Source organism: Streptomyces sp. NPDC005963, from assembly GCF_040638655.1.
Lineage (GTDB): Bacteria > Actinomycetota > Actinomycetes > Streptomycetales > Streptomycetaceae > Streptomyces.
In genome coordinates, this window is sequence record NZ_JBEXVD010000017.1 from 91,073 (window position 1) to 116,720 (window position 25,648).

Consider the following 25,648-nt stretch of genomic DNA (forward strand, 5'->3'; position numbering starts at 1 on the left):
CATCCCTCATGTCTGCGGGGTCGTGCCGTGTCGGCCCTGCCCCAGGGTTCCCTTGCTGTAGCCGTTGGTCAGCGCCTCTTCGAGGTCCTGACCGAAGTCGCTGTTCGGATCGATCCGATGCTGCTGCATGAACTTCTCCATCGGCGACTCGGCCGTCATCTCACCCGCGCGGAAGATCTCGTTGCGCGTCTCCTGGGTCTTCTCGGAGCTGTCCTGCTGCTCGGTCTTGGTCCAGTCGCCGATCACCTGGCCGATCTGGGTCTCCAGGGCCCCGCTCCCGGTCTCCACCGCCAGCGGTACGAGGATCGCCGCGGCTCCCGCGCCCGCCACGGTCGCCGGCAGGAAGGCGACGCCCGCACCGATGGCCGCCGCAGCACCGAAGTTGACCCAGGCCGAACGCTCCTCCAACGCCTTGTTGTACTCCTCGTCCTTCTTCTTGTTCGTCGCGTCGACCTGGTCGGCCCGCGACTGGTCGAGCATCCCCTGCACCTCCGCGCCGGTACGGACCACTTCCCGGGCGTGGGCTTCGTTGACCTTGCCGCCCTCACCGACCTGCGCTTCCAACATGCTGGTGGTGTAGACGCGCTCGGCGACGGAGACGGAGGCGTACGCATCCGGGTGCTGGCCCAGTGTGCTCAGGAACTGACGCGCGTTGTCCCGACCGAACTCGGCGTGCGCCTCGGCGTCCTTGCCCGGCGCGAAGAGGCTGTCCGACTTGTTCTCGTTGAGCGCCCAGTTGATGTCGTCGACATAGCCGGCGCCCATCCGCCCGAGGCTGTCGGCCATCGCCTCCTGCTGCTTGAGCAGACCAGCGTCGCCGCCGTACTTCTCGACGACCTCCTCCATGATCTTCGACGAGGTCTCGTCCCGGATCAGCTTGGGGTTCGGATCGTCGTACGCATGGCCGAGGGTCGCCGCCTCCAGCGCATGCCCGAACGCGTCGGGCATGTGGTTCAGCGACTTGCCCATCTCGTCCGGGTCATGGCCCGTGATGTCCGGGAAGGACTTGAAGTCCTTGTCACCGAAGTAGTCCAGATAGCTCTTGATCTCCTTGCCGTCCTCGTCCTTCGGCAGACCGCTCTTGACGGTGCCGTCGTCGTTGAACGCCTTCGGATCGGAGGAGAAGAACTCCTTGGACGCCTCGGGGCTGTGCCCCAGTGCTTCCAACATGCTCAGCACCGGGTCATAGCCGGAGCCGTTCTTGCCGGACGGATTGAACGGGTTCTTGTCCCAGCTCGACGTGCTCTTGTTCTCGGCGAACATGTACGGGTCCTTGGCATGGAGCTGGACCACGTGCTGGGCGATCGGAGTGAGGAACTTGGGGTCGTAGTTCCCGTACCGCATGATGCCGCCCAGCAACTGGTAGCCGAACGGACCGTTGTGGTCGTACTTGGCCAACGGAATGCGCTCGGTACCCAACTTGCGCATCTCGTCGGACCAGCGCTGGCCCCACTTGTCGTCCGCACCCGCAGAACCGGTGGCGGTGGCCAGGTTCAGCCCGAGATTGCGCTGGAGCTCCTGAACGTCCTTCAGCCGCTCCTTGTCCTGCTTGCTGTAGTTGTAGGTGTCCGTGGACAGCTGCCCGAAGAACTCCAGCGACTTCTTCGGCCCCATGGTGTCGTAGAACGCCCGGGAGAACTCGCGCGAACCGTGGTTGTCCTTCAGCAGCTCGTTCAGCGCCTGGAGCTCGGTGTGGGTGAGATCGCGACCCTTGTTCGCGAGATCGACCGCCCGCTGCGCCTCTTCCGCATCGATGCTCGTGTACTTGGGCGCGCTGAAGTTGTTCTGGTCGTCGGTGATATTCGCCTTGAGCGCGTTGGACGTCGCCACATCGGCGTCGTTGCACGTCTCGACCACCGCTTCTATGCGCGCCTGCATGGCCTCGACCTTGGCCCGCTGCTCCCTCAGCGCGGGCTCGTAGTCGGGGTCACGACGGTACGCACGGTCCTGCGCGAGATCGTGCTTGGGTCGTACGACACCGTGCGCGCCGACGATGAGGCCCTGAGCGGGCGCGTCCACATCGACGATCTTCTTCAGCTCGTCCTGGGCCTTCTTGAACTCGCGGTGGCCGTCCTCAAGGATCTGCTTGATGCCCTTGGCCGCCTTCGCCGCGTCGTCGAACTCCTTGGCCGTCTTGTCGATGAACGGCTTCGTGACCTCGGCGTTCACACCCCGCCAATAGTCGTCCTTGGCCTTGTTCGCCATGGTCGTACGGGCGTCCTCGGCCAGCTTCTCCAGCTTGGTCACCATGGCGGCCCAGTCGCCGACCGCGGAGTTCATCGTGCCCAGCGGTGCCTGGTACACGTTGTCGAACGTCAACATCTTCGGCTCCCGCCCTACTTGAGGAATTCGGTGATCTGGGACGTCCGGAAGGCCGTCTGGATGTCCTTCTCCTCATTGACGTGCGAGGCGGAGGTGTAGTCGAGGTGGTTCGATATATGAGCACAAGCGTCAAGAAGCGTCTTGAGCTGCGAAGTCCAGGTCTTCTGCACCGTGCTCATCGCCGAACCGGTCTGGAAGCCGTTCACCGTCATGGTGGTGGCCGCCTCGGTGGTGCTGGCATCCGCGTGCTTGCCGTCGGCCGAGAGATGGCCGTGCAGTTTGAAGGCCGCACTGCCCAGTGCCCCGAGCTTGTCCTGGCTGACCCCGAGGTCCGCCCCTCCCCCACCGCTGCCGCCCCCCGGATCGACCTGGTTCAGCCGCATGCTGACGTGCACGGTGGAAGCGGAGCGAGTGGACACCCACTCTTGGTCGAACGACATGGAAGATCCCCGTTTGCTGTCTCGTGATGGTGCACGTCGGCAGAAGCGACGCTGGGCCCTACCGACCTTCCGGCGGGGCCCGGTGGCCCCACCGTAGGACGGCGACCCGCACACATGATCGGCGTTCGGTGGGGATTCTGTGAAACCGCAGGCTCGGTGACAACCCCGTCGGACGGAACTCAATCCATACGTCCGCATTCCCTCAATGCGTCACTGCTGTCCGGGATGCGGTGGGTTGTTCGGCTGCTGCCCTCCGGCCGGCGGTCCGTAGTTCGGGTACGGAGCCTGCTGCGGATAGGGCTGTCCGGGGGGCTGCTGAACGCCCGGTTGGGCAGGGCCGTAGGGCGGATAGCCACCCTGGTACTGCTGCTGCGGATACCCGGGAGGCCCCGCCGGCACGGGCGCCGGCGCCGCCGCGGCCCGGCGTCGGGACCGAACGACAGGGATCGCGACTGCCGCCCCGACGAGCAGGGCGGCACCGACGCCCAACGCGATCCACAGACCGGTGTTGCCGTCGTCCTCCTCAGCAGCGGGAGCGGCGGCCTCGATGGGCTGGTCCGTCGCCTTGCCGTCCGCCGCCGGCTTGGAGGCTGCCGTGGAAGGGGACTTGGGCGCGGCGGCAGCCAGATCGGGCAGCGGATACACATCGGCGGGCCCCGGATCCCCGGGATCGGTCAACGCGATCCGCGGCCGGACCATGCCGTACCCGATGACGTCGTTGCGCTTCGCCCCACTGGTGGGCCCACCGGCGGTGTTGAGCATGACGCGCAACACCTGGTTGTTGGTCCACCTGGGGTACTTGGACCAGATCAGCGCAGCGGAGGCAGACGCAAGAGCGGTGGCGGCACTGGTCCCGTCCCCCTTGCAATACTCATCCTCTTCTGTCTTTCCCACACAACCAGCGACGATGCCCAGCCCTGGAGCAGCTAGATCCACCTCCGGGCCACGCTGGGATTGCTTTGTACCATTGATCTTTTGATCGACTGCTGCGATACCCACTACACCAGGAGTAGCAGCCGGGAAGTCAACGGGCGAGTCCCATCCAGCGTTCCCCGAGGCCGCAAAGATCAGTGCACCCTTTCCGAGCGCATAGCGCACTGCGTTCTGAACCAGGTCACCCTCGTTCGCAGGGCTACCCATCGAAATGTTGATGACTTGGGCCCCGGCATCCGCTGCATGCCTAATTGCCTGCGACATTCCCTCGTCAGGGCTAGGGCCACCGCCGCCACCCATGGGGACACGGACGGAGAGAATCTTCACCCCCGGTGCGAGGCCGAAAGCACCGTTTCCACCTGGCCCCTTACCCGTTCCGGCAATCATCGAGGCCATTCCGCTACCGTGGTCCTTGTAGTCGTCTCGCTCATCCCCAGCAATATTGGTGAAGTCTGCACCTCCGGGAAGAACTTGACCGTCCAACTCAGCCAGATGACTAACACCCGTGTCCAGCACGGCCACGGTGATGCCTTTGCCAGTACTGATCTTCCACATTTGATCTGCACGCATCGTGTCGAGATGCCACTGCTGAGATCGAACCGAGTCAGCATGAGCTGGAGTTGCCGCAACGCCCACCAATAGCAATCCCAAGGCACCCGACACACATCGACCGTATCGAGCATTTCGATTACTACTGGTAGGCATCTGCTTCCTCAGACCGTCTTCTTGTTGTGGGGGAGATGATGGTCAATCGATCACAGGCGGGACGACGCGGCGATGTCCCTGCTGCCAGGTCTCCTCATCCTCCGAGAGGTAGTCAGGACGATCGCCGTCCGACTCCTCGCGCGAGGAGTTGGGCCTGTTCAGCGCAGCCGCACCCATGCCCGCTCGACCCGATTGGCTCTGCTCGCCAGAACCTCTGACCAGGCCGGACCCACCAGGTGTGAACGGACGGGCGCTCCCCTGCCCGGGCTGCTGCTGCCTTCCTCCGACGACGCCACCGGCTTCGGAGGCCAGTCGACGCCCACCGGAGACACCGCTCTGGTCGGCACCGCCCATGGGACCGCCGCCGTACATGCCTCCCGGCATACCGGCCATGCCTCGGCCCATGGCGCCACTGCGAGAGCCAGTCGTGTTCTCCGTACCGATCACGGGCCCCCGAGGAATCGCACCTGAGGGGTTGTTCGTCGTCGGCATGACCGGCTTCCCGCCGACGATCCCTCCTTCGCGTGCCAGCGGCACCCGAGAAGCAGCGACACCACCCGTTGCACCAACCGGGCCAGCCGACCCCACGGTACCCACATGACCAGGCGGTACTACACCTCGACCACCGACGGCGCCCTTACCCGCGCCCGACCCGCCGGCTGAGCCAGGAAGACCGGAACTCCCAGGACTCCGCGCAAAGGTGGGCGGAACCAATCCGGGCAGGACCGGACTCGCTCCATCAGGTCGATTGGGTAGCGGACCAGAGCTGGGAGTCTGTGGTTGCGACGCTGTAGGAGGCGGCAGGGTGTCCACACTGTCAATCTCCATACCTACCGGCTGTCCGGTCGGTCGATCAACAGGCGGGGGGCTGGGCCGAACGCCCTCTGTATGGCTCTGAGTAGGAGGAACAGTCCCAGGCTCTGGCCGCCCTTGGGTCTGAAAGTCGCCGGATTCGACGCCCCGTACCCGTCTGGCGCTATCTGGCTGGGAGCCGACAGCAGCGCGAGACTCCTGCCTGCTGGTTCCTACGAGTTCCTGCCTCTGCTGCTCAGCCTGGGGCACAAACTCCCCCGGAGGCGGCGGGAACGTCGGTGCCTCCGCCGCGCTGATGACGAACGTCGAGAGCGAGTACGACTGCGCCAGCTTGTTCATCTGCTGGACGGCCTGCGCCTTGTCCTCGCGCAGCTTCGCTTGCGCCGGTCCCAGGAGTTCCTTGTAGTCCGGCAGGTTGCGGAACTGCTTCGCCGACTCCACGTTGCCCTTTGCCGTGGCGTCCACCGGAGGCATGTTCTGCTTGACCTCGCGGAGCGTCTGGGCCGCCAGGCCCATCCATTTGCCTCCGACGTTGCTGTACTCACCGAGTTGGAGCGTGGCCTTCCAAGCGCCCTCACCCCATGTCTCCATGGCCTTTCCGGCCTCGCCCTCCCACGGGACGGTGGTGATGTAGGTCTTCAGGTCCTCACCGATCTCGGTGATGGTCTTGGCCGCGTCCGTCAGCTGCGCCGAAAGGGTTTCCAGCGACTTGGGATTGGCCGCCTCCACCATCGCCAGCAGCTGTTCGTGCGAGTGGGCCTCGAAATCGGTGGTTCCGAAGAGGCTGCCCAGAATTCTCAGCGGAGAGAAGAAGCCCCCACCGCCCGGTGTCGACTCAGCGCCCATGACGTCATCCCACCCTTCCCCGTGTCCCCGTGGTCCCCGTAACCGTCACCATCAGGACGCTCCACCGCTCGTGTCACCCGAACCGGCCTGTGGGGACTGCTCGTTCCCCGGCTGCTTCGGGTCCTCCGGCTGCTTCGGCTCGGACCCGCGGCGTTCTTCCTCGCGTCGGTCGTACGCCTCGCGTGCGTCCTTGCTGATGGTGCGCATCCGCTCCTTGATGTCTTCTTCGATGTTCTGGTAGCCCTTGGTCGAGCCGTGGACCGCGATGCTCAGGCCCTCGATCTGGCCGGCCAGCCCCTTCGACAGGTTCTGTAGCTCCGCATGGACCTTCTGGTAAATCCCGTGCAGCGCGGTCGCTTCGCCGAAGCCGACGCCGAGGTCACCCGCGGGGACCTGGCCGTCGGTCATCCTCGTCGGTGCTGCGGCCGAACTCTCCAGCTTGATGAGCAACTTGTCGACGCGGTCCTTGAACTTCATCAGTTCTTCGGCGTCGACGTCCAGGTCCTTACCAGTACCACCCTTGCTGGGCATCGGCGTCGGCCGGCCGTAGACCGGCCGCCCCGTCCCGTCGTCCTCTGCCACGAACGCCTCCCCGTTGTCTTGCCTAGGGGATTCACTTTACCGAGCGTCGCCGACAAGCCGCACCCTTTGATTGCGGGTGCAATGCCTTACCGGGGCGGTTAGTTGGACGCAGCGGACACAGCAGCCTGGGGCCTGATGGGGAGGCGATTGATGGGCCGGCCGGTTGCGGCGCGTACCGCGGCGGCCACCGCGGCCGGGGACGTGACCACAGGAACGGCACTTGCCGCCTTCGCCCCAAAGGGGGCGACAACGTCACGTTCCTCTACGAGTTTCACGATGCGAATGTCCGGGGCGTCCAGGGATGTCGGGAGTGCGTACCCGGTGAGATCGGGGTGGCGGATGAGGCCGCGGGCCGTGCGCAGGTTCTCCGTGAGTGCCGTTCCGACGCCCAGGGTCACTCCGGCTTCGATGCGGCTCACGAGTTGGGCGGGGTTCAGCACGCGGCCCACGTCCTGGGCCACCGCCATCTCCACGACCCGGACCGAGCCGATCTCGATGTCGACGTCCACCACGGCGCGTACGGCACAGAAGGCCATGCCCACGAAGGCGTCGCCCTGACCGAACTCGTCGAGCGGCTCGGTGGGGTGCGGGCGGCACTGGGCGGTCGCCCAGAGTTCCTTGCCGTCGAGCGCCTCGGTCACCGTGGTGGAGAGCACGCCGTCGTACGAGGTGATCTTGCCGTCGGTGATCTGGAGGAGTTCGGTGGACATCCCGAACTTGTGCGCCAGCGGCTGGAGGAGTTGTGTACGGACCATCTTCGCCGCCCGCTCGACCGCTCCTCCCGAGACCCAGGTGTGACGGCCGTGGGCTGCGGGTCCGGCGGGGGGTTGGTCGGTGTCGACCGAGGCCACGTGGACCTCTTCGACGCCCAGTGTCTCCTGGACGACCTGACGGGCCAGGGTCGCGAAGCCCGAGCCGGTGTCCACGGCGGCGCAGATGACCGTGGCGACCCCGTCCTGGACCTTCACGGTGGCCGTGGAGACCTCGTCGGCACCCTCGGCGCCGAGCATGTGGACCATGCCCAGGGCGTAGCCGACGCCCCTGCGCACGGCGCCCGGTTCGCCCGCGCCTTCCTGGCCGCCCGGCAGGAGCCATTCGTCCTCGGGCGTGTCCTTGGGCAGGGGCGGCAGCGGGTAGTCGCGTACGGCCTGGAGGAGTTCGGCGACGGGGGCCGGGCAGGTGACCGTCTGGCCGGTGGGGAGGATGTCTCCGGTGGCCAGCGCATTGCGCAGCCGGACGTCGACCGGGTCGAGGCCGAGCTTGGTGGACAACTTGTCCATCTGCGCTTCGTATGCCGCGCACACCTGCATTGCGCCCTCGCCGCGCACATGTCCGGACGGCGGGTTGTTGGTGCGGACGGCCCAGCCCTCGATGAAGGCGTGGGGCACCACGTAGGGTCCGCAGGCGAAGGCGACGGCCGCCGCGAGGGACTCGGAGGACGAGTCGCCGTAGGCGCCTGCGTCGAGGAGCAGTTGGGCCTCGACCTTCACCAGTCGGCCCTCCTGGTCCGCGTGGTGGCGGTAGCGCAGGAGGGTGGGGTGGCGGTGGGCGTGCCCGAGGAAGGACTCCTCGCGGGTGGCGGTCAGTTTGACCGGGCAGCCGGTCTTCAGGGCCAGTAGTCCGAGGGGGAGTTGGAAGCCCGGGTCCTCGCGGTCGCCGGTGGCGCCGGGGACTCCGGTGACGACGATCTTGACCCGGTCGGGTTCCAGTCCGAAGCAGGCGGCGGCGAGGTCGCGGTCGGTGTGGGGGTCGGTGGAGGCGACGTACAACTCGACACCGCCGTCCGGGCGCGGTACGGCCAGTCCGGCTTCCGCTCCGATGGGGGCGGGGTCCTGGCGGCCGATGCGGTAGAGGCCCTCGACGATGACGTCTCCGGTGACGTCCGGGTCGCCGTATCGCAGCGGGATATGGCGGATGAGATTGCCGTCGGGGTGCAGGGGCTGTGCCTCGAAGGCCCGTTCGGGGTCGGTGACCGGTTCCAGTGCCTCGTACTCGACGACGATGGCCGCGGCGGCCAGCCGTGCGGTGTCGGGGTGGTCGGCGGCCACGGCGGCGATCGCCTCGCCATGGTGGCGGACGATCTCGGAGGCGAAGACGGGACGGTCGGCGATCCTCCGGCCGTAGGAGGTGTCGCCGGGGATGTCCTGGTGAGTGACGACGGCGTGGACGCCCGGCATGTCCAGGGCGCCAGAGGTGTCGATCGCGAGGATGCGCGCGTGGGCGTGGGGCGAGCGCAGGATCGCCGCCCACAGCAGGCCCTCGGCCCAGAGGTCGGAGGCGTAGGGGAAGGTGCCCTCGGTCTTCGCCCGGGCGTCCGCGGGCGGCAGCGAGATCCCCAGGCCCATGGCCGAGGGCTCGGGTCGCGTGGCTCCTGCGGGACCGGTACCGGGAACCGAGCCGGCCGTCAGGGGTGTTGCGGTGGTGGCCGCGTCATTGCTCACGCCGTGCCTCCGTCATGCGGGTGGGGCTGCACACTACCCGCACCGGGCGACGCCTGGTGCGGAATGCGGGCTTCCGGAGTTGGGTCGGCGGCGGCTTCGCTGGCCTCGGCCGCGGCTGCCGCGCTCGCCTCCCGACCTGCGACGACCTCGCGCACGGCGTCGAGCACACCGCGGTAGCCGGAGCACCGGCAGAGGTTGCCGCAGAGCGCTCGACGGGTCTCCAACTCGGTGGGCTTGTGATTGCCCTCCAACAGGTCATGGACGGTCATGGCCATGCCGGGGATGCAGAAGCCGCACTGAACGGCACCGCAGGTGGCGAGAGCGCGTTGGACGTCGGAGGGTTCGCCGTCGGTGGCGAGCCCCTCGACCGTACGGACCTCGGAGCCCGCGGTGGTCGCCGCGGGCACGAGGCAGGAGGCGACAAGCCGGCCGTCCACCTGGACGTTGCAGGCGCCGCACTCCCCCTGCGAGCAGCCGTCCTTGGCCCCGGCGAGACCGAGGCGCTCGCGCAGCACGTACAGCAGGGATTCGCCGATCCAGGCGTCGGTGACCGGGCGGTCGGTGCCGTTGACGCGCAGGACGTAGGAGGTGGGCGGGTGTTCGTCGACGGTGCTCGCCCGGCCGGGGCCCAAAGCCGTCGCCCCTTGCCCGGCGTCCGCCTCGGCAGTTTCGGCGGGCTCGCCCGGGTCGGTGGGCTGTTCGTGCGTGGTGTCCGGGTCGGCCGTCGGGGCAGCGTCAGCGGTGGCGAGGCCGGTGGGCTCCTGCGGGGACGCCGGCACTGTCTCGGTCCCGGCGGTCGGCTCCTCGACGGTTTCATCGCCGGGGCGGTCGTCTGGGTCGGTCCCCGCGGAGGCCGGGTCGGACGGGTGCTCCTCGGCGGACACCTCGGGCAGTTCGGTCGCCTCGGGGTCCGAAGGGGCGCTCCCCGGCACCCCGTCGGCCACCAGTGCGTGCTCGACCGGCTCCTCCCCCGCGGAGGGCTCCGCGGGGGACTGCGGGGCGGACTGCGGGGTGTCCTGGCCCATGGCCGGGGGCTCGGGCCGCGCCGGATCGGCGGGCTGTTCCCGCTGCTCGGGCGGGTTGGTCGCCCAGGGCGCCGGCGCACCGCCCGGCAGGGTCGCGGATGCGTCGGTCGCCCACGGCGCCGTCGCCCCCCCGGGCAGGGTGGCGGGCGCGGAACTCCACTGCGACTGGAGCATCGCGGTGGTGTACTCGCCCGTCTCGTCCGGTACGTCGTTCCCGGCCAGCGGGATCGTCCACTGCCCGGTCGGTTCGGGTGCCGACGGGTGCTGCTCGGCCGTCGGGAAGCTCCACTGCCCGGTGGCGTGCGGGTCTCCGTTCGGCGCGCCCTGCGGATGGCCCGCGGGGTCGGGCCAGCCGTACTCGCCGGGGTGGCCCTGCGTGTGCTGGACGGTGGGCCACGCGGGCGCGGACGGAGGGCCGCCCGGCGCGGGCGGTGTGATCGTCGGGGGGACATAGCCGTGCCCCGGCGCCTCCAGCGGCGCGGCGTGCGGCACGTCCTCCGCGGGCAGTTGGACGAAGGCCGTGCCCTCGGGGTCGTACTCGCCGTGCGGCGTGGGCTGCCAGCCGCCGTGCTCGTACGGGTGTCCCGGCGGCGCGGGCGGGTGCCCTTGCGAGTGTTCCTCGTTGCTCATGACAGCGCCCTCCCCAGTGCACGACGGGCCAGTGCGGCGACGGTGCGTCGCAGATGCAGTACGGCGGGCGGGTGTTGTGGCGGTTCCTCACCCGGTAGGGCCGGTTCCGGGTCCGGGATGCAGGCAGCAGCCACATAGTCCCCGAAGGCCGTCAACGCTTCGGTGGTCAGTCCGCGCCGGCCGTCCCAGTCGATGAGGGAGGCGATCCAGCGCTCCGCCTCCAGGGGGCGCAGCGGCATGGGGGCGATGGCTCCGACCGCGCAGCGCACTCCGCGGCGCGCCGGGTCGAGGACGACCGCCACGGACGCGGTGGCGCGACCGGGTCCGGTGCGGCCGGTCGCCTTGAGGAAGATCTGCGGGGCGTGCAGGAGGGGCACGCGCACGTAGCCGATGAGTTCCGCCGGTGCAAGCATGTCGCGTCCGGCGAGCAGATGGGCGACGGGAATCTCTCGGCGGGCACCTTCGGGGCCGGCGATGATCAGGTCCGCTTCCAGGGCGGCGAGTACGGGCAGGGTGTCGCCCGTCGGTGCGATGGAGGCGATGTTGCCGCCGAGGGTGCCCGCGTTGCGGATCTGGGGCGGGCCGGCTGCGCGGGCGGCTGCGGCGAGGCCGGGGATGAGGGCGGCGAAGTCGGGGCGGCCCATGCGCGCGTGGGTGAGACCCGCGCCGAGCAGGGCGTGGCCGTCGAGGTAGCGCCAGCCGCGGATCTCGCTGATGCGGCCGAGGCCCACCAGTCCGGCGGGCCGGAGTTGGCCCTTGTTGACGGATGCCATCAGGTCGGTTCCGCCTGCGACCGGCACGGCCGCCGGCATGGCCGTCAGCGCCGCGACTGCCTCGTCGAGCGAGGTCGGCAGCGTCACCGACCGCGGTGTCTGCGGTGCGTGCGTGGTCACCCAGCTGCCCCTTCCCGGTGTCCGGCCATCCCGCCTGTGTTGCCGTACCGTACGTGCTCACGGTCCGGACGTGGCAACTCTGGCACATCTTCTGAGACGACCGGCGAGAGGGTCCACGAAGGATGCATCCATGACGGATGCGTCTTTGCTGTGCTGTTGACCCGGTTTAACGCCCCCTGCGTAGCCTTTGCGCATCACTCCGCCCGATGACATACACGAGGCTTGTGCGACTTGCCCGCCTTGGGCTTTTTGACTGGTGGCGCGGGTGGGGCAGTTGACCAGGGCGATCGGCCGCCTCCGTCACGTCCGCCGGGCCCGGGGCCCGCCCGAGGCCCTGGTGGGCGACGGACGGGAACCCGATGGGGTGTCGTGCGGGCGGGGCGTGCGCCGGGGGCTCACACGTTCGGGGGCGCTCCCTCACGCGGGAACCCCTGTACTCCCGGCCGCTTCTGCCAGGGCAGCGGCCCGCCGGGCGGACGGTAGTCGACGCCGAGGGCGTCCAGCCGGCGGTAGTGCTCCGCCATCCGCCGCTCGAAGCCCTCGAAGTCCCGGGCCTCGGGGGCGGGCAGTGCGGACCAGGCGACCTCGGCGAAGGCGACGAGCCGGGGGAAGACCTGGTAGTCGATGCGGGAGCGGTCCTGCATGACCTCGGTCCACACATTGGCCTGGGTGCCGATCACATGGGCGGCTGCCTCGGGACTCAGACCGGGCGGGACGGGCTCGAAGCGGTAGACGTCCTCCAGGGTGCGGACGTAGCCGATGGGCATCGGCTCGTCGGTGCCGCCGTCCTGCCGGTGGTCGAGGTAGACCTGCTGCTCCGGGCACATGACCACGTCGTGGCCGGCTTCGGCCGCCGTGATGCCGCCCGCGTAGCCGCGCCAGGAGGACACGGTGGCGCCCTGGGCGAGACCGCCCTCCAGGATCTCGTCCCAACCGATCAACCGTCGGCCGCGATGGGAGAGCCAGTCGTCGAAGTGACGGATCATCCAGGACTGGAGTTCGTCCTCGTCGGCGAGACCGAGTTCCTCGATGCGCGCCTGGGCCGTCGGGGACTGCTTCCACTGGTCCTTGGGGCATTCGTCGCCACCCATGTGGATGAACGGGGAGACATCGGCCGGGAAGAGTTCCAGGACCTCTTCCAGCACGCCCTCGTAGAACCTGACGGTGTACTCGGTCGGCGCGAGGACATTCGGGTTGACGCCCCAGGTCTCCCAGGGCGCGAGGGCGGCCGTGTCGATGACGTCGGAGTTTCCGAGTTCGGGATAGGCGGCGATGGCCGCCTGTGAATGTCCGGGGATATCGATTTCGGGCACGACGGTGATGTGGCGCTCGGCTGCATACGCCACGATTTCCCGAATGTCGTCCTGCGTGTAGTAACCACCGTACGGTTTCTCGTCCCAGAGATCGGAGAAGCGGTGGCCCCATTTCGTACGGGCCCGCCAGGCGCCGATCTCGGTGAGCTTGGGGTAGCGCTTGATCTCAATGCGCCAGCCCTGGTCGTCGGTGAGATGGAAATGGAAGACGTTCAGTTTGTGTGCGGCCAGCAGATCGAGGTAGCGCAGCACATCGGACTTGTGGGTGAAGTGCCGTGCGACGTCGAGCATCATGCCGCGCCAGGAGAACCGTGGCCGGTCCTCGACGGTCTGTTCGGCGAGGACCACGGGCTTGGTTCCGGCGAGCGGTGCCCGCCGGAACGCGTCCGGGCCCAGGAGTTGACGCAGGGTCTGTGCAGCCCAGAAGACACCGGCCCCGCTGCCGCCCCGCAGTTCGACGCCCTCGTCCGCACGGATCCGGAGCCGGTACTCCTCAGGCTCCAGCGTCTCGTCCACGACGAGCCGGATGGTGTTCTTCGCAGCCCCCTCCCCCTCGGCGGCCGGGGCGAGGGCCAGCCCGAGCGCCGGGGCGAGGGTGGAGCGCAGCCATCGTTCGGTGCTCCCGGTGCCCGGCCCCGCCGACACGGTGGTGCGGGCATCGAGGGCGAAGCCACCGCGGTCGCTTCCTTCGATCCCTTCGACGGACATGGGCGCGGGGATCAGTTGCACGGGATTCTCGGGGGTCATGGGGTCGGTCCTCCATCGTGTCGCCGGGCGGGGCACACCACCCGGTGGTGTCGGGCGGGGCTCAATCCTTGACCGCGCCGCCGAGTCCGGAGACCAGGCGCCGCTGGACGAGAACGAAGAAGATCAGCACGGGGATCGTCATGATCGTGGAGCCGGCCATGATGCCTCCCCAGTCGTTCTCATCGGGTTTGAAGAAGACCAGGAGCGCCATCGGCAGCGTGGACTGCGAGGTGTCGCTGATGATGAACGACTTGGCGAACAGGAAGTCGTTCCAGGTGGAGATGAAGGAGAACACGCTGGTCGCCACCAGGCCCGGGAAAACCAGTGGGAAGAGGATCTGCCACAGGAATCTCGTACGGCTGGCGCCGTCGATGTAGGCGGCTTCCTCCAGGGCCTCCGGAACCGCCTTGACGAATCCCCTGAGCATCCAGATGGCGAACGGCAAGGAGAAGGCGATATGCGGAATGATCAGCGACCAGAGCGTATTGAGCTGACCGGTGTCCCGCATGAGGAAGAACAGCGGAATCGTCAGCGCTTCGATCGGGACCATCTGCGCCACCAGGAACATGATGAGCAAAGTGGTGCGGAACTTGAAACGGAAGCGGGTGACGGCCGTCGCGGCGAGGAAGGCGATCAGCGCGGACGCGATGACCACCACGCTCGCCACGAAGAGGCTGTTGAGGAAGTAGCGGCCGAAGTCCTGCTGTTCGAAGACCCGTCGGAAGCTGTCGAGCGAGGGCGACAGGGTCCAGGGCTTGGCGTCGGTGGACTGGATCTCACCCGCCGGCTTGAAGGCGGAGAGGACCATCCAGTACAGCGGGAAGGCCACCACGACGGCGATGACGAGCGCGGACGCTTCGGCGGCGAGGCGCCAGGGGCGGCGTATGCGCAGTCGGCTCGGACGGCTCACAGTTCTTCTCCCTGACGTCGCAGCAGGCGCAGATAGACAAGGGTGACGGCCAGCAGGATCAGCAGCATGACGACACCGATGGCCGAGCCGAGGCTGTACTGCGACGAGGCGAACGCCTTCTGGTACGCGTAGACGTTGAGCACGAGGTTCTGGCCCGCGACGCCTCCGCCGTTGGTCATCACGTAGATCTGTGTGAAGACCTTGAAGTCCCAGATGATCGACTGGATGGTGACGACGACCAGGATGGGGCGCAGCATGGGCGCCATGATGGAGCGCCAGATGCGCCACTGGGACGCGCCGTCCAGGGAGGCCGCTTCCAGGACTTCGGATGGGATGGCCTTGATGCCCGCGTACACGGTCACCATCACGAAGGGGAACGAGCACCAGACGACTTCGAAGAGGACCAGGGCGAAGGCGCTGTAGCGGCCGTAGGTCCAGGAGAAGTCGCCGAGTCCGAGGATCTTGTTGACCGGTCCGTAGTCGGGGTCGAAGAGGAAGACCCAGACGGTCGAGCCGGTGATGGCGGGCGTCGCCCAGGCGCCGAGCGCGGCGAGCATCAGCGCGAGTCGGGGGATCGCCCGGATGCGGGTGAGCAGGACGGCCATCGTGCAGCCGACGGCGAGGGTCGCGACCACACAGGCGGCGGCGAAGACGACCGTGGCCAGGAGGACTTGCCAGAACTGGTCGTCGGAGAACAGTTCCCGGTAGTTGTCCAGCCCCTTGAAGGTGGTGGGTTCGCCACCGCTGACCTGGACCTGGGTGTATTCGAGGAAGGATATGAGGCCGAGCTGGTAGATCGGGTAGACCAGCAGTCCGGCGAGGACGACGATCGCGGGCGCCAGATAGAGCCAGGGCGTCCAGCGGCTGCCGTGCCGACCCATGGGCCGGCGCTTCTTGGGGCGGCCCGCCGGGGCCGGCGCGGTCTTGTCAACCGCGGCCGGCCCGGGGGCTGTCGCTTGGTGCGTCATGTTTCGGTCAGCCGCTCGTGTCAGCCTGCGGACGAGAAGGCGGCGTCCATCTTCTTGGCCGCTTCGCCCGAGGCGGTGGCCACGTCCTTCTTGCCGCTGACGATCTCCTGGAACATCGTCGGCAGGACGAGGGAGGCGTCGATCTGGCCCCAGCCGGCGGAGGCCGGGACGAACTTGGCGCCCGAGCCGAGTGTCTTGACGAAGGGTGCGACGAACGGCTCCTTCTGGGCCACCTCGGTGCGCACATCGGTGTAGGTCGGCAGGAATCCCATGGCGTCGAAGAGCTTGCGCTGGCTGTCCTTGCCGGTGATGCGCTGCATCAGGTCGACGGCCAGCGTGCGGTGACTGCTGCTCTTGAGGACACCCAGGTTGTTGCCGCCGGCGAAGGCCGGGGCGATGTCGCCCGCCTTCAGCCCGGGCAGCGGGACCACCGCGTACTTGCCCTTGACCACGCCGTCCTCGACTGCCTGGTGGCTGAAGTCGCCGCCGATGGCCATGCCCGCCTTGCCCGAGGCGAAGGCGGTGACGGTCGCGTTGCCGCCCATGGTGGCGCACTTGGCGGCCGGACAGTTGTCGTCGCCGAAGAGCGAGGTGTACGCCGTGATGCCCTTCTGGGACTCGGCGCTGTTGATGGCCGACTTGTAGGACCCGGCCTCACCGGTGGCCAGCTCGCCGCCGTGGGACCACAGGAACGGCATGGCGCCGTAGGTGTAGGCGCCGCCGACGGCGAGGCCGTACAGCTCCGGCTTCGCCTTGCGGATCTTCTTGGCGGTGGAGATCAGCTCGTCCTGGGTCTTGGGGGGCTGGATGCCCAGTTCCTTGAAGACGTCGGTGCGGTAGTAGAGCGCGCGCACGCCGACGAAGAGGGGAGCTCCATAGATCTTGCCGTCGACGGTGACCGACTGGGTGGCGGTCGGGTCGGTGTCCTTGGCCTCGTCCCAGGCCTTGAACTCCTTGCTGATGTCGGCGAGCCCGCCGTCCTTCACATAGCCGGCGGTGTCGGTGTTGCCGTACTCGATGAGGTCGGGTGCGCTCTTGGGGTCGTTGAATGCCGCCTTGATGCGCTGGGCCCTGGTCTCGACGGGGATGTACTCGACCTCGACCTTGGAACCCTTGTTCTCGCCGGTGAAGGCGGCTATCGCTTCGTCGACGACCTTCTTCTTCGGGTCGTTGTTGACCTCCTGGAAGAGCCAGACGCGGAGGGTGCCCTTCTTCTCGTCCTTCTTGGCGCTGTTGTCGGAGGTCTGGGGTGCACAAGCAGTGGCGGTGACACCCGCCAACACGAGCGCCGCGACAGGGGCGGCGAAGCGGGAGCTGAGTTTCATGGGCGGTCCCCTACAAGTAGACGTTGCAAAATACGCAACGCGCGTTTCGTTCTCCACAACAGGGAGGAGGCTAGAGCGGGGACAAGACGGGGACAAGAGGTCTCAACCACTCTGTGACGTGCAGATGCATCCTCTGCAACGCGACAGTTGGGGCACAAGGGACTGAAGAGGTCTGCACGGGCCCCATGGGGGCAAGCCGGAAACCCAGGCGTCACCGGCCTCCCGATGCCCGAGGTCAGCTCATCGGCGACGGGACGGAAGGGGCTCCTGCGCCGCGAACAGATGGCTGGAGCGGAGTGATATCACCGGGACGGAAGCGCATCGCGTCCCGTCGGACGAAACCCGTCCGGCCTCGCGCAGGGGCCGCCGGACATCACCGCGCGGGGCAGCCACCGGCCCGATACGGACGGAACCCTGAAACGCAGTGGGCAGCCGGCCCGCCGGAGGGCGGACATGCGAAACGGCCCCGGGGGCGTCGCATGATCGCGCGCCCCCGGGGCCGTACCGTCACCGTCGCAGCGGTGACGCGAACCGGTCAGGAGTCCTTGCCGCCCTTGCCGCCCTTGTCGCCGCCGGGGCCCATCGACTCGTAGATCTCCTTGCACATGGGACAGACCGGATACTTCTTGGGGTCGCGCCCCGGTACCCAGACCTTGCCGCACAGTGCCACCACGGGAGTGCCGTCGAGGGCGCTCGCCATGATCTTGTCCTTCTGGACGTAATGGGCGAAGCGCTCGTGATCGCCGTCGCCATGCGACACCTGTGGCGTCGGCTCTACGAGGGTTCCCGTCCCAGTCCCGCGATCGGGCTCAAGAGTGCTCATGAACTCCAAGAATACCCGGGTGCCGACCCCCCGGGTTGCAGCGGCCCCGACCCGTTGACGCTCCCCTGTCCCAGCCGTCCGACACCGCCCGTCTCGACGACACAGGCCCCGCCCGTCCCGTTCCCCCCGGGGACCTCGTGACCCCCATCGACCTCGTACGACCGGGCCACCACCGGAACCGTTCAGTTGAGCGAGGGGTCGTCGGGGTACGTGGCGAACATGGCCAGTTCACTGCGCTGTCTGCGCAGAACCTCTCGCCACAGCCCCTCGGGCCGCGGGGACGAGACGTCACCCGGCTCCGACTCCACGACGTACCAGGCGCCCTCGCCGAGTTCGTTCTCCAACTGGCCCGGGCCCCATCCCGCGTACCCCGCGAAGATGCGCAGCGAACCGAGTGCCGCGCCGAGCAGTTCGGGCGGCGCCTCCAGGTCGACCAAGCCGATCGCCCCGTACACCCGGCGCCAGCCGAGGGGGCCCTCGTCGCCCGGGATGACCGCGACGCCGAGCGCCGAGTCCAGGGAGACCGGGCCGCCTTGGAAGACCACCCCGGGTTCACCGGCCAATGCGGCCCAGGACGCGAGGATGTCACCGACGCCCACGGGGGTGGGGCGGTTGAGGACCACGCCGAGGGAACCCTCGTCGTCGTGGTCGAGCAGCAGAACGACGGCGCGGTCGAAGTTCGGGTCCGCGAGGGCAGGGGTGGCGACGAGAAGTCGGCCTGTGAGCGAGGACACCTCGGTCATGCGAGCCATGATCTCGCATGTTCGGCGTCCACGGGGGCAGGGTTGGCACAGTCGGCGAGGACAGGGCCGAGGACAGGACGGACCGAACCACCACTCTCCCGTACAGAGCGTGACACTGTGCAAGCCCTGGTGGACCCAGTGTGCTGTACCGAAGTCATTACGCCGCTGAGGGTCCTCGCCCATACAGGACAGGGGTGAAGGCCCCTTACCCTTTTCTCTGACCCTCTGCCCGCCATCCCCTCGCTGCACTGGGGGGACCCCCTCCGGAACGCGAGATTCATGACCGGCACAGACGATGTACTGCTTGTCCACGGCGGAACCCCGCTGGAGGGCGAGATCCGCGTCCGCGGCGCCAAGAACCTGGTGCCGAAGGCGATGGTCGCCGCCCTCCTCGGTAGCGAGCCGAGCAGACTGCGCAATGTGCCAGACATCCGCGATGTGCGGGTGGTGCGCGGACTGCTCCAACTGCACGGCGTGACCGTCCGCCCCGGTGACGAACCGGGCGAACTGGTGCTTGACCCCACGTACGTCGAAAGCGCCAACGTCGCCGACATCGACGCGCACGCCGGTTCCTCGCGCATCCCGATCCTGTTCTGCGGCCCGCTGCTGCACCGGCTCGGGCACGCCTTCATCCCCGGGCTCGGCGGCTGCGACATCGGCGGCCGGCCGATCGACTTCCACTTCGACGTGCTGCGGCAGTTCGGCGCGAAGATCGAGAAGCGGGCGGACGGCCAGTACCTGGAGGCCCCGCAGCGACTGCGCGGCTGCAAGATCCGGCTGCCCTACCCCTCGGTCGGTTCGACCGAACAGGTGCTGCTCACCGCCGTCCTGGCGGAGGGCGTCACGGAGTTGTCGAACGCCGCGGTGGAGCCGGAGATCGAGGATCTGATCTGCGTGCTCCAGAAGATGGGCGCGATCATCTCGGTGGACACCGACCGGACGATCCGCATCACCGGCGTCGACCGGCTCGGCGGCTACGCCCACCGGGCGCTCCCGGACCGGCTGGAGGCCGCCTCCTGGGCTTCGGCGGCGCTGGCGACCGAGGGCAACATCTATGTGCGGGGCGCCCAGCAGCGCTCGATGATGACCTTCCTGAACACCTTCCGCAGGGTCGGTGGCGCCTTCGAGATCGACGACGAGGGCATCCGCTTCTGGCACCCCGGCGGCTCGCTGAACGCCATCGCGCTGGAGACGGACGTCCACCCCGGCTTCCAGACGGACTGGCAGCAGCCGCTGGTCGTGGCCCTGACCCAGGCTTCGGGCCTGTCCATCGTGCACGAGACGGTGTACGAGTCCCGACTGGGCTTCACCTCCGCGCTCAACCAGATGGGCGCCCACATCCAGTTGTACCGCGAGTGCCTGGGCGGCTCGGACTGCCGCTTCGGCCAGCGCAACTTCCTCCACTCGGCGGTGGTCTCCGGGCCGACGAAGCTCCAGGGCGCCGATCTGGTCATTCCGGATCTGCGCGGCGGGTTCTCGTATCTGATCGCGGCACTGGCCGCCCAGGGCACGTCACGGGTGCATGGAATCGACCTGATCAACCGTGGTTACGAGAACTTCATGGCGAAGCTGATGGAACTCGGCGCCAAGGTCGAGCTGCCCGCCAAGGGCCTGGCTTAGGGCCCTTCTTTCGGATCTTGCTGGGCTCGCGTGCCCTGGCACCGCGCCTCGCCGCGTTGTCGTCAATCACCAATGCTCCGCAGTGATTCATTCCTCCGCCTTGCGATCCACGGCACCAGACCCCGCTCCCTGATCCAGCCTGATCCAAAAGAAAGACCCTAGACGTCCTCCGGAACGCGCTGTCGGTGCACCGCTGAACGCCGGGCGGGCTGGTTGTCACCAGCCCGCCCGGCGTTCGACGTTTCCACCCGAAAGGCCCTCACCCCGGAGCCCCGCACCGGCCGGAGCGATCCCGCGGGGCCGGCGGGTGCGGACAGACCGGGCGGCCGGTCGGGTAGGGCCCGGTCGGGTACGGCCCGACAGGCCCCATCGGCTCCGACCGCTCAACGGCCCTATGCGGCCATTCCCCGCCCGGGACCTCCCACCGGGCCGTCCGGCCAGCGCGAGAGCGTCCACGGGCGGCCCAGGGTCCTTGCATGGCACGCACAAGGGCGGCCCCCCACGGGGAGCCGCCCTTCTAGCGCCAAGTGGCGTAAGCAGTAACCGCTTACTTGCCCTTCGCCGCTTCCTTCAGCTTCGAGCCCGCCGAAACCTTCACGCTGTAGCCGGCGGGGATCTGGATCGGGTCGCCGGTCTGCGGGTTGCGCGCGGTACGAGCCGCACGGTGCGTGCGCTCGAAGGTCAGGAAGCCGGGGATGGTGACCTTCTCGTCGCCCTTGGCGACGACCTCGCCGACGGTCTCGGCGAGGGCGGCCAGAACGGCGTCGGCGTCCTTGCGGGTCACCTCGGCGCGGTCGGCCAGCGCGGCCACCAGCTCACTGCGGTTCATGTTCTTACTCCCGTGTTTCTTCTTGCCTATGAGGCGTGAGATCGAAGCCGATGCTGCCAGGGCCCACTGACAGTCCCCGGACCAGGGTCTACGTCAGACCCTCGCGCCCAGTTACGCATCCTGCCCCCACCAACGGCGGGAACGCCAATCCGGCACCCGCCAGAGTCACACGAAAAGCGCCACTGCCACGTCGTGGTGACGTTCCGTCCACAGGGTGGGGACTCCTCGGAGCCACTGGGGCCATGGTCCGCCACCCTAGATCGGTGTTCAGGGCCGGGCATCCCGCGACGCGCCGTAGGTCAGGGAGACGTGGGACCCGTCACAGTGGCGCCGGCGGCCTTGGCGGCGGTGCGCACGGCTCCGGCGACCGCCCCGGCGACCTTGTCGTTGAAGACGGACGGGATGATGTAGTTCGGGTTGAGCTCGTCCTCGGTGACGACATCGGCAAGCGCTGTCGCCGCCGCGAGCATCATCTCCGTGTTGACGGTGCGGGACTGGGCGTCCAGCAGCCCGCGGAAGACACCCGGGAAGACCAGTACGTTGTTGATCTGGTTGGGGAAGTCCGAGCGGCCCGTGGCGACAACTGCCGCGGTCTGCCGGGCGATTGCCGGGTCGACCTCGGGGTCGGGGTTGGCGAGGGCGAAGACGATCGCGTCCTTCGCCATGCCGGCGACGTCATCGCCCCCGAGGAGGTTCGGTGCGGAGACGCCGATGAACACGTCCGCGCCCGCCACGGCCTCCTTCAGGGTGCCGGTGACGCCCTCCGGGTTGGTGTTGTCGGCGATCCAGCGCAGCGGCGAGTCGGCCGCGGCGTCTCTCAGGTCCGTACGGGCGGCGTGCACCACCCCGTGGATGTCGGCGACGACGGCGTGCTTGACGCCGGCCGCGATCAGCAGCTTCAGGATGGCCGTGCCGGCGGCGCCCGCCCCGGACATGACCACGCGGACGTCACCGATGCCCTTGCCGACCACCCGCAGGGCGTTGGTCAGCGCGGCGAGGACGACGATCGCGGTGCCGTGCTGGTCGTCGTGGAAGACGGGGATGTCCAGCGCCTCGCGCAGCCGTGCCTCGATCTCGAAGCAGCGGGGTGCGGAGATGTCCTCCAGGTTGATGCCGGCGAAACCGGGGGCGATGGCCTTGACGATCGCGACGATCTCATCGGTGTTCTGGGTGTCCAGGCAGAGCGGCCAGGCGTCGATGCCGGCGAAGCGCTTGAACAGGGCGGCCTTGCCCTCCATGACCGGAAGGGCGGCCTTGGGGCCGATATTGCCGAGGCCGAGCACGGCGGAGCCGTCGGTGACCACGGCGACGGAGTTGCGCTTGATGGTGAGGCGACGGGCGTCCTCGGGGTTCTCCGCGATCGCCATGCAGACCCGCGCCACACCGGGGGTGTAGATCATCGACAGATCGTCACGGTTGCGGATGGGGTGCTTCGACGCCATCTCGATCTTGCCGCCGAGGTGCATCAGGAACGTACGGTCGGAGACCTTGCCGAGGACGACGCCCTCGATGCCGCGCAGACCCTCGACGATCTCTTCGGCGTGCGCGGTGGAACTCGCCGCGATGGTGACGTCGATCCGCAGCTTCTCATGGCCGGACGCGGTGACGTCCAGACCGGTCACGGACCCGCCGGAGGACTCCACAGCCGTGGTGAGCTGGGAGACCGCGGTTCCGCTCGCGGGCACCTCCAGCCGGACCGTCATCGAATACGAGACGCTGGGCGCCGTTGCCATGACCGGGTTCCTCTGCTTTCCCTAGCTTCATTGCTATGCGTCCGCGGCAGCGAAAGCCCCGACGGACGCATTCCGATGGTCGCACCTACCTGCGGGTAGCAGGTAATAATGGTCCTTTTGTTTCCGGAATCACTCTTTCACGATACGAGATAAGTGGGCCTTGCGGGGTCGCCCAGGGTGCGGACCCGCGCTTATGAGGACCTCATGAGAGCTCCACCCGGCCCAGATGTGAAAAGGCCCACGTCACCAGGCGGGTGATGTGGGCCTCACGGTGGAGCGAAAAGCAGAAAGAGCAACATCGGGAAGGAGAGATGACACCGACCCGCCATGCTCGCCTCGCGGCAAGTGGTCGCTCGAAGCGACGAAGGTTGGGCCCGGGGGCTTGGATCGGGCCGGTGCCACACCCAGGCTAACAAACCACCCCGGTAAGTGATTCCCCCCGCGCACGTTGACTCCGCGTCAGTCGTGGGAGCGCCTCCGTTCGGCGCACGGGGACGCCTGCCGTCCGGTACGGAAGCTGCCCGTCGGCCGGTACGGGAGACGCCTCCGTTCGGGGCAGGAGCCACCTCCGTTCGGGGCGTCGGGGCGTCTCCGCGGGGCACGCGGAGACGCCTTCCGTTCGGCGCACTCAGTCGCGCAGCAGCTCCGGCACCCCTCGCCCGTCCGGGGCGTCCCGCCGTCCCGACACCACCGTCAGCTCCTGCGTCGCCCGGGTGAGACAGACGTACAGCACCCGTAGTCCGGCCGCGGTGTTCCCCGCGATCTCCGCGGGGGAGACCACGACCGTCGCGTCGTACTCCAGCCCCTTCGCCTCCAGGGAACCGAGGGCCACCGCCCGCTCCCCCAGGCCCTCCAGCCAGCGCGCGGCCTCTTCGCGGCGGTTCATCGCGACGACCACGCCGACCGTGCCGTCCACCCGCTCCAACAGCCGCTCGGTCTCCTTGCGCACCACGGAGCCGAGGTCACCGTCGTCCACGGCCGTGAAGCGCGGTACGACACCGGTGGAGCGGACCGCGGTCGGCGACTCCATCCCCGGCATGGCACGCGCCAGCACCTTGGCCGCCAACTCGGCGATCTCGGCGGGGTTGCGGTAGTTCACCGTCAGCTGGAAGCGCCGGCGCGGTCTGCTGCCGAGCGCCTCCTCGCGCGCCGTGACCGCCTCTTCGGGGTCCGGCCAGGAGGACTGCGCCGGGTCGCCGACCACGGTCCACGTCGCATGGCGTCCGCGCCTGCCGACCATCCGCCACTGCATGGGCGTGAGGTCCTGCGCCTCGTCGACGATGACGTGGGCGTACTCAGTCCGCTCGGCGGCCAGCCGTTCGGCGCGCTCCCGCTGGGTCTCCTCCCGCTGCGGCATCAGCTCCTCAAGCCCGGTGAGCTGGTCAAGCGGGTCGAGCTCCCGCTTCTTGCGCGGTCGGTGGGGAGTGCCGAGCAGGGTGTGGAGTTCATCGAGGAGCGCCACGTCGTGGACGGAGAGCGGCCCCTTGCCGTCCGCGCCGGCGCGCCGCAGCGAGCGGGCGAGCCGGCGCACCTCGCCGGGGGTGAGAATGCGCCGGGCCCAGCGTCCGAGCCGTCGCTCGTCCGCCATGGCCGCCAGCACTCCGCGCGGGGTGAGCTCGGGCCACCAGGCGCCCAGGAACGCGATGAAGGCGTCCTCGCTGGTGATGTCCTCGTCGAAGGAGGAGCGCAGTTCGGCGGCGAGTTCCGGATCGGTGTGCCGCCCGGCCGAGCCCGACTTGGCCCACAGCGCGTCCAGGAGCAGCCGCCGGGCCCGGGGTCGGAGCAGGTTGACGGGTGCCGTGCCGCTGAGGACGGCGTGTCGGATGCGGCGCAGTTCCTCGCCCTCCAGCTCAAGCCGGCGGCCGAAGGCGACCACGCGCAGCCGGTCGGGCGTGCCGGCGTCGGCCGATTCGTCGAGGGCGAGTTGCCCGTTGCGCACGGACACGGTGGGTCCCGAGCGCTCCAGCGCACCCCGTGCCGCCTTGCGGAGCACGGCCAGCATTCGGGCGGAGCCCTTGATCCGTGCGGTCTCGGGCGGGTCGTAGGCGGTGGCATCGGCGCCGTCGACGAGATGGCCGAGCGCCCTGATCGCGACCTGCCCCTCCTCACCCAGCGAGGGCAGTACGCCTTCGGTGTAGGCGACGAGCAGCGGTGTCGGGGAGACGATCAGGATGCCGCCGGAGTACCTCCTGCGGTCCTGGTAGAGGAGGTAGGCGGCCCGGTGCAGGGCCACCGCGGTCTTTCCGGTGCCGGGGCCGCCCTCCACATGGGTGACGGAGGCGGCGGGCGCCCTGATCACCAGGTCCTGTTCGGCCTGGATGGAGGCGACGATGTCGCGCATGGTGTGGCTGCGGGCCTGGCCGAGGGCGGCCATCAGCGCACCGTCGCCGATGACGGCGAGGGGCGCGTCGTCGAGCGTTGCGGTCAGTTCGGGGCGCATGAGGTCGTCCTCGACACCGAGGACCCGGCGTCCCTTGGACCTGATGACGCGCCGGCGCACCACCCGACCGGGGTCGACCGGGGTGGAGCGGTAGAAGGGCGCGGCGGCCGGGGCGCGCCAGTCGATCACGAGTGGGGTGTAGTCGGCTTCGAGGACGCCGATGCGCCCGATGTGGAGCGTTTCGGCGATTTCGGCGGTGTTCTGGGGTCCTACGGCGTCGTCGGCGGGCTCGATGGAGGTGTAGGCACCGTCGGGGCCCTTCTTGCCGTCCTTGCCGAGGAGGAGATCGATTCGGCCGAAGAGAAAGTCCTCGAACTCATTGTTGAGTCGATTGAGATGGACTCCGGCGCGAAATACCTGTGCGTCTCGCTCGGCGAGGGCGCCGGGGGTGCCGACCTGGCCCAGTTTTGCTGCGTCACGCATCAGGAACTCCGCCTCGTGGATGTTCTCTTCCAGTCGGCGGTAGACCTGGTCCAGATGCTGTTGTTCGGTGTCGATTTCGCGTTCCCGGAGCGACTGGAGCTGGTCGTCCTGGAGCGAACCGCCCCGGGCGGATCTTTCGCTCGG

18 protein-coding genes are annotated in these 25,648 nt (G+C 68.5%); 1 reads left to right on the forward strand and 17 read right to left on the reverse strand.

What is annotated here, in order from left to right; all coding sequences use genetic code 11:
• Positions 1-6 precede the first annotated feature (6 nt).
• From ABZ348_RS22310 to ABZ348_RS22375, 14 genes are all read right to left on the reverse strand, one after another.
• Complete coding sequence (locus ABZ348_RS22310; RefSeq protein ID WP_358935627.1) at positions 7-2,322, reverse strand: DUF6571 family protein; 2,316 nt, start codon at positions 2,320-2,322, stop codon at positions 7-9.
• A gap of 14 nt (positions 2,323-2,336) precedes the next feature.
• Positions 2,337-2,762, reverse strand: a complete 426-nt coding sequence (locus ABZ348_RS22315) for a hypothetical protein (protein WP_358935629.1) — start codon at positions 2,760-2,762, stop codon at positions 2,337-2,339.
• Between the two features lie 210 nt (positions 2,763-2,972).
• Positions 2,973-4,400: a S8 family serine peptidase gene (locus tag ABZ348_RS22320; protein ID WP_358935631.1), complete on the reverse strand. Its 1,428-nt coding sequence runs from the start codon at positions 4,398-4,400 to the stop codon at positions 2,973-2,975.
• Positions 4,401-4,442: 42 nt separating this feature from the next.
• Entirely contained in the window at positions 4,443-6,059 is a 1,617-nt protein-coding gene (locus tag ABZ348_RS22325) for a hypothetical protein (RefSeq protein ID WP_358935633.1), read from the reverse strand.
• A 51-nt stretch (positions 6,060-6,110) separates the two neighbouring features.
• A complete protein-coding gene (locus ABZ348_RS22330) occupies positions 6,111-6,641 on the reverse strand; it encodes a hypothetical protein (RefSeq protein ID WP_358935635.1) in 531 nt (176 codons plus the stop codon).
• A gap of 98 nt (positions 6,642-6,739) precedes the next feature.
• On the reverse strand, positions 6,740-9,082 hold the full coding sequence (locus tag ABZ348_RS22335; protein ID WP_358935637.1) for a xanthine dehydrogenase family protein molybdopterin-binding subunit: 2,343 nt from the start codon (positions 9,080-9,082) through the stop codon (positions 6,740-6,742).
• The gene (locus ABZ348_RS22340; protein ID WP_358935639.1) at positions 9,079-10,737 is read right to left on the reverse strand and encodes a 2Fe-2S iron-sulfur cluster-binding protein; all 1,659 of its coding nucleotides are present in this window, start codon (positions 10,735-10,737) and stop codon (positions 9,079-9,081) included. Before ABZ348_RS22340 ends, ABZ348_RS22335 begins: the two co-directional genes overlap by 4 nt.
• On the reverse strand, positions 10,734-11,630 hold the full coding sequence (locus tag ABZ348_RS22345) for an FAD binding domain-containing protein (RefSeq protein WP_358935641.1): 897 nt from the start codon (positions 11,628-11,630) through the stop codon (positions 10,734-10,736). Before ABZ348_RS22345 ends, ABZ348_RS22340 begins: the two co-directional genes overlap by 4 nt.
• Positions 11,631-12,025: 395 nt before the next feature.
• Entirely contained in the window at positions 12,026-13,690 is a 1,665-nt protein-coding gene (locus ABZ348_RS22350; protein WP_358935643.1) for a beta-N-acetylhexosaminidase, read from the reverse strand.
• Positions 13,691-13,751: 61 nt separating this feature from the next.
• Positions 13,752-14,600: a carbohydrate ABC transporter permease gene (locus tag ABZ348_RS22355; RefSeq protein WP_358935645.1), complete on the reverse strand. Its 849-nt coding sequence runs from the start codon at positions 14,598-14,600 to the stop codon at positions 13,752-13,754.
• Complete coding sequence (locus tag ABZ348_RS22360; RefSeq protein ID WP_358935646.1) at positions 14,597-15,568, reverse strand: sugar ABC transporter permease; 972 nt, start codon at positions 15,566-15,568, stop codon at positions 14,597-14,599. The genes ABZ348_RS22355 and ABZ348_RS22360 overlap by 4 nt, the downstream gene beginning before the upstream one ends.
• 20 nt (positions 15,569-15,588) lie before the next feature.
• Positions 15,589-16,893: an extracellular solute-binding protein gene (locus ABZ348_RS22365; RefSeq protein WP_358935648.1), complete on the reverse strand. Its 1,305-nt coding sequence runs from the start codon at positions 16,891-16,893 to the stop codon at positions 15,589-15,591.
• Positions 16,894-17,428: 535 nt separating this feature from the next.
• Complete coding sequence (locus ABZ348_RS22370) at positions 17,429-17,716, reverse strand: DUF3039 domain-containing protein (protein ID WP_250922584.1); 288 nt, start codon at positions 17,714-17,716, stop codon at positions 17,429-17,431.
• Between the two features lie 182 nt (positions 17,717-17,898).
• Positions 17,899-18,459 (reverse strand): YqgE/AlgH family protein, encoded by a 561-nt coding sequence (locus tag ABZ348_RS22375; RefSeq protein WP_358935650.1) that lies wholly within the window; start codon positions 18,457-18,459, stop codon positions 17,899-17,901.
• Between the two features lie 279 nt (positions 18,460-18,738).
• On the opposite strand from ABZ348_RS22375, the gene murA reads away from it, so the two are divergent.
• Positions 18,739-20,079, forward strand: a complete 1,341-nt coding sequence (murA, locus tag ABZ348_RS22380; protein ID WP_358935652.1) for a UDP-N-acetylglucosamine 1-carboxyvinyltransferase — start codon at positions 18,739-18,741, stop codon at positions 20,077-20,079.
• 547 nt (positions 20,080-20,626) lie between these two features.
• Here murA and ABZ348_RS22385 read toward each other — a convergent pair.
• The 3 genes from ABZ348_RS22385 to ABZ348_RS22395 all read right to left on the reverse strand — a co-directional run bounded on the left by ABZ348_RS22385 (position 20,627) and on the right by ABZ348_RS22395 (position 25,579).
• Entirely contained in the window at positions 20,627-20,908 is a 282-nt protein-coding gene (locus ABZ348_RS22385; RefSeq protein ID WP_004571953.1) for an HU family DNA-binding protein, read from the reverse strand.
• 299 nt (positions 20,909-21,207) lie between these two features.
• Entirely contained in the window at positions 21,208-22,641 is a 1,434-nt protein-coding gene (locus ABZ348_RS22390) for an NAD-dependent malic enzyme (RefSeq protein ID WP_358935654.1), read from the reverse strand.
• Positions 22,642-23,269: 628 nt separating this feature from the next.
• Complete coding sequence (locus tag ABZ348_RS22395; RefSeq protein WP_358935741.1) at positions 23,270-25,579, reverse strand: UvrD-helicase domain-containing protein; 2,310 nt, start codon at positions 25,577-25,579, stop codon at positions 23,270-23,272.
• Positions 25,580-25,648 lie beyond the last annotated feature (69 nt).

Coding starts and splice junctions, on each gene's coding strand:
- ABZ348_RS22310 (WP_358935627.1), bottom strand. CDS start 2,322: ATGTTGACGTTCGACAACGTGTACCAGGCACCGCTGGGCACGATGAAC.
- ABZ348_RS22315 (WP_358935629.1), bottom strand. CDS start 2,762: ATGTCGTTCGACCAAGAGTGGGTGTCCACTCGCTCCGCTTCCACCGTG.
- ABZ348_RS22320 (WP_358935631.1), bottom strand. CDS start 4,400: ATGCCTACCAGTAGTAATCGAAATGCTCGATACGGTCGATGTGTGTCG.
- ABZ348_RS22325 (WP_358935633.1), bottom strand. CDS start 6,059: ATGGGCGCTGAGTCGACACCGGGCGGTGGGGGCTTCTTCTCTCCGCTG.
- ABZ348_RS22340 (WP_358935639.1), bottom strand. CDS start 10,737: ATGAGCAACGAGGAACACTCGCAAGGGCACCCGCCCGCGCCGCCGGGA.
- ABZ348_RS22350 (WP_358935643.1), bottom strand. CDS start 13,690: ATGACCCCCGAGAATCCCGTGCAACTGATCCCCGCGCCCATGTCCGTC.
- ABZ348_RS22360 (WP_358935646.1), bottom strand. CDS start 15,568: ATGACGCACCAAGCGACAGCCCCCGGGCCGGCCGCGGTTGACAAGACC.
- ABZ348_RS22365 (WP_358935648.1), bottom strand. CDS start 16,893: ATGAAACTCAGCTCCCGCTTCGCCGCCCCTGTCGCGGCGCTCGTGTTG.
- ABZ348_RS22370 (WP_250922584.1), bottom strand. CDS start 17,716: ATGAGCACTCTTGAGCCCGATCGCGGGACTGGGACGGGAACCCTCGTA.
- ABZ348_RS22375 (WP_358935650.1), bottom strand. CDS start 18,459: ATGACCGAGGTGTCCTCGCTCACAGGCCGACTTCTCGTCGCCACCCCT.
- murA (WP_358935652.1), top strand. CDS start 18,739: ATGACCGGCACAGACGATGTACTGCTTGTCCACGGCGGAACCCCGCTG.
- ABZ348_RS22385 (WP_004571953.1), bottom strand. CDS start 20,908: ATGAACCGCAGTGAGCTGGTGGCCGCGCTGGCCGACCGCGCCGAGGTG.
- ABZ348_RS22390 (WP_358935654.1), bottom strand. CDS start 22,641: ATGGCAACGGCGCCCAGCGTCTCGTATTCGATGACGGTCCGGCTGGAG.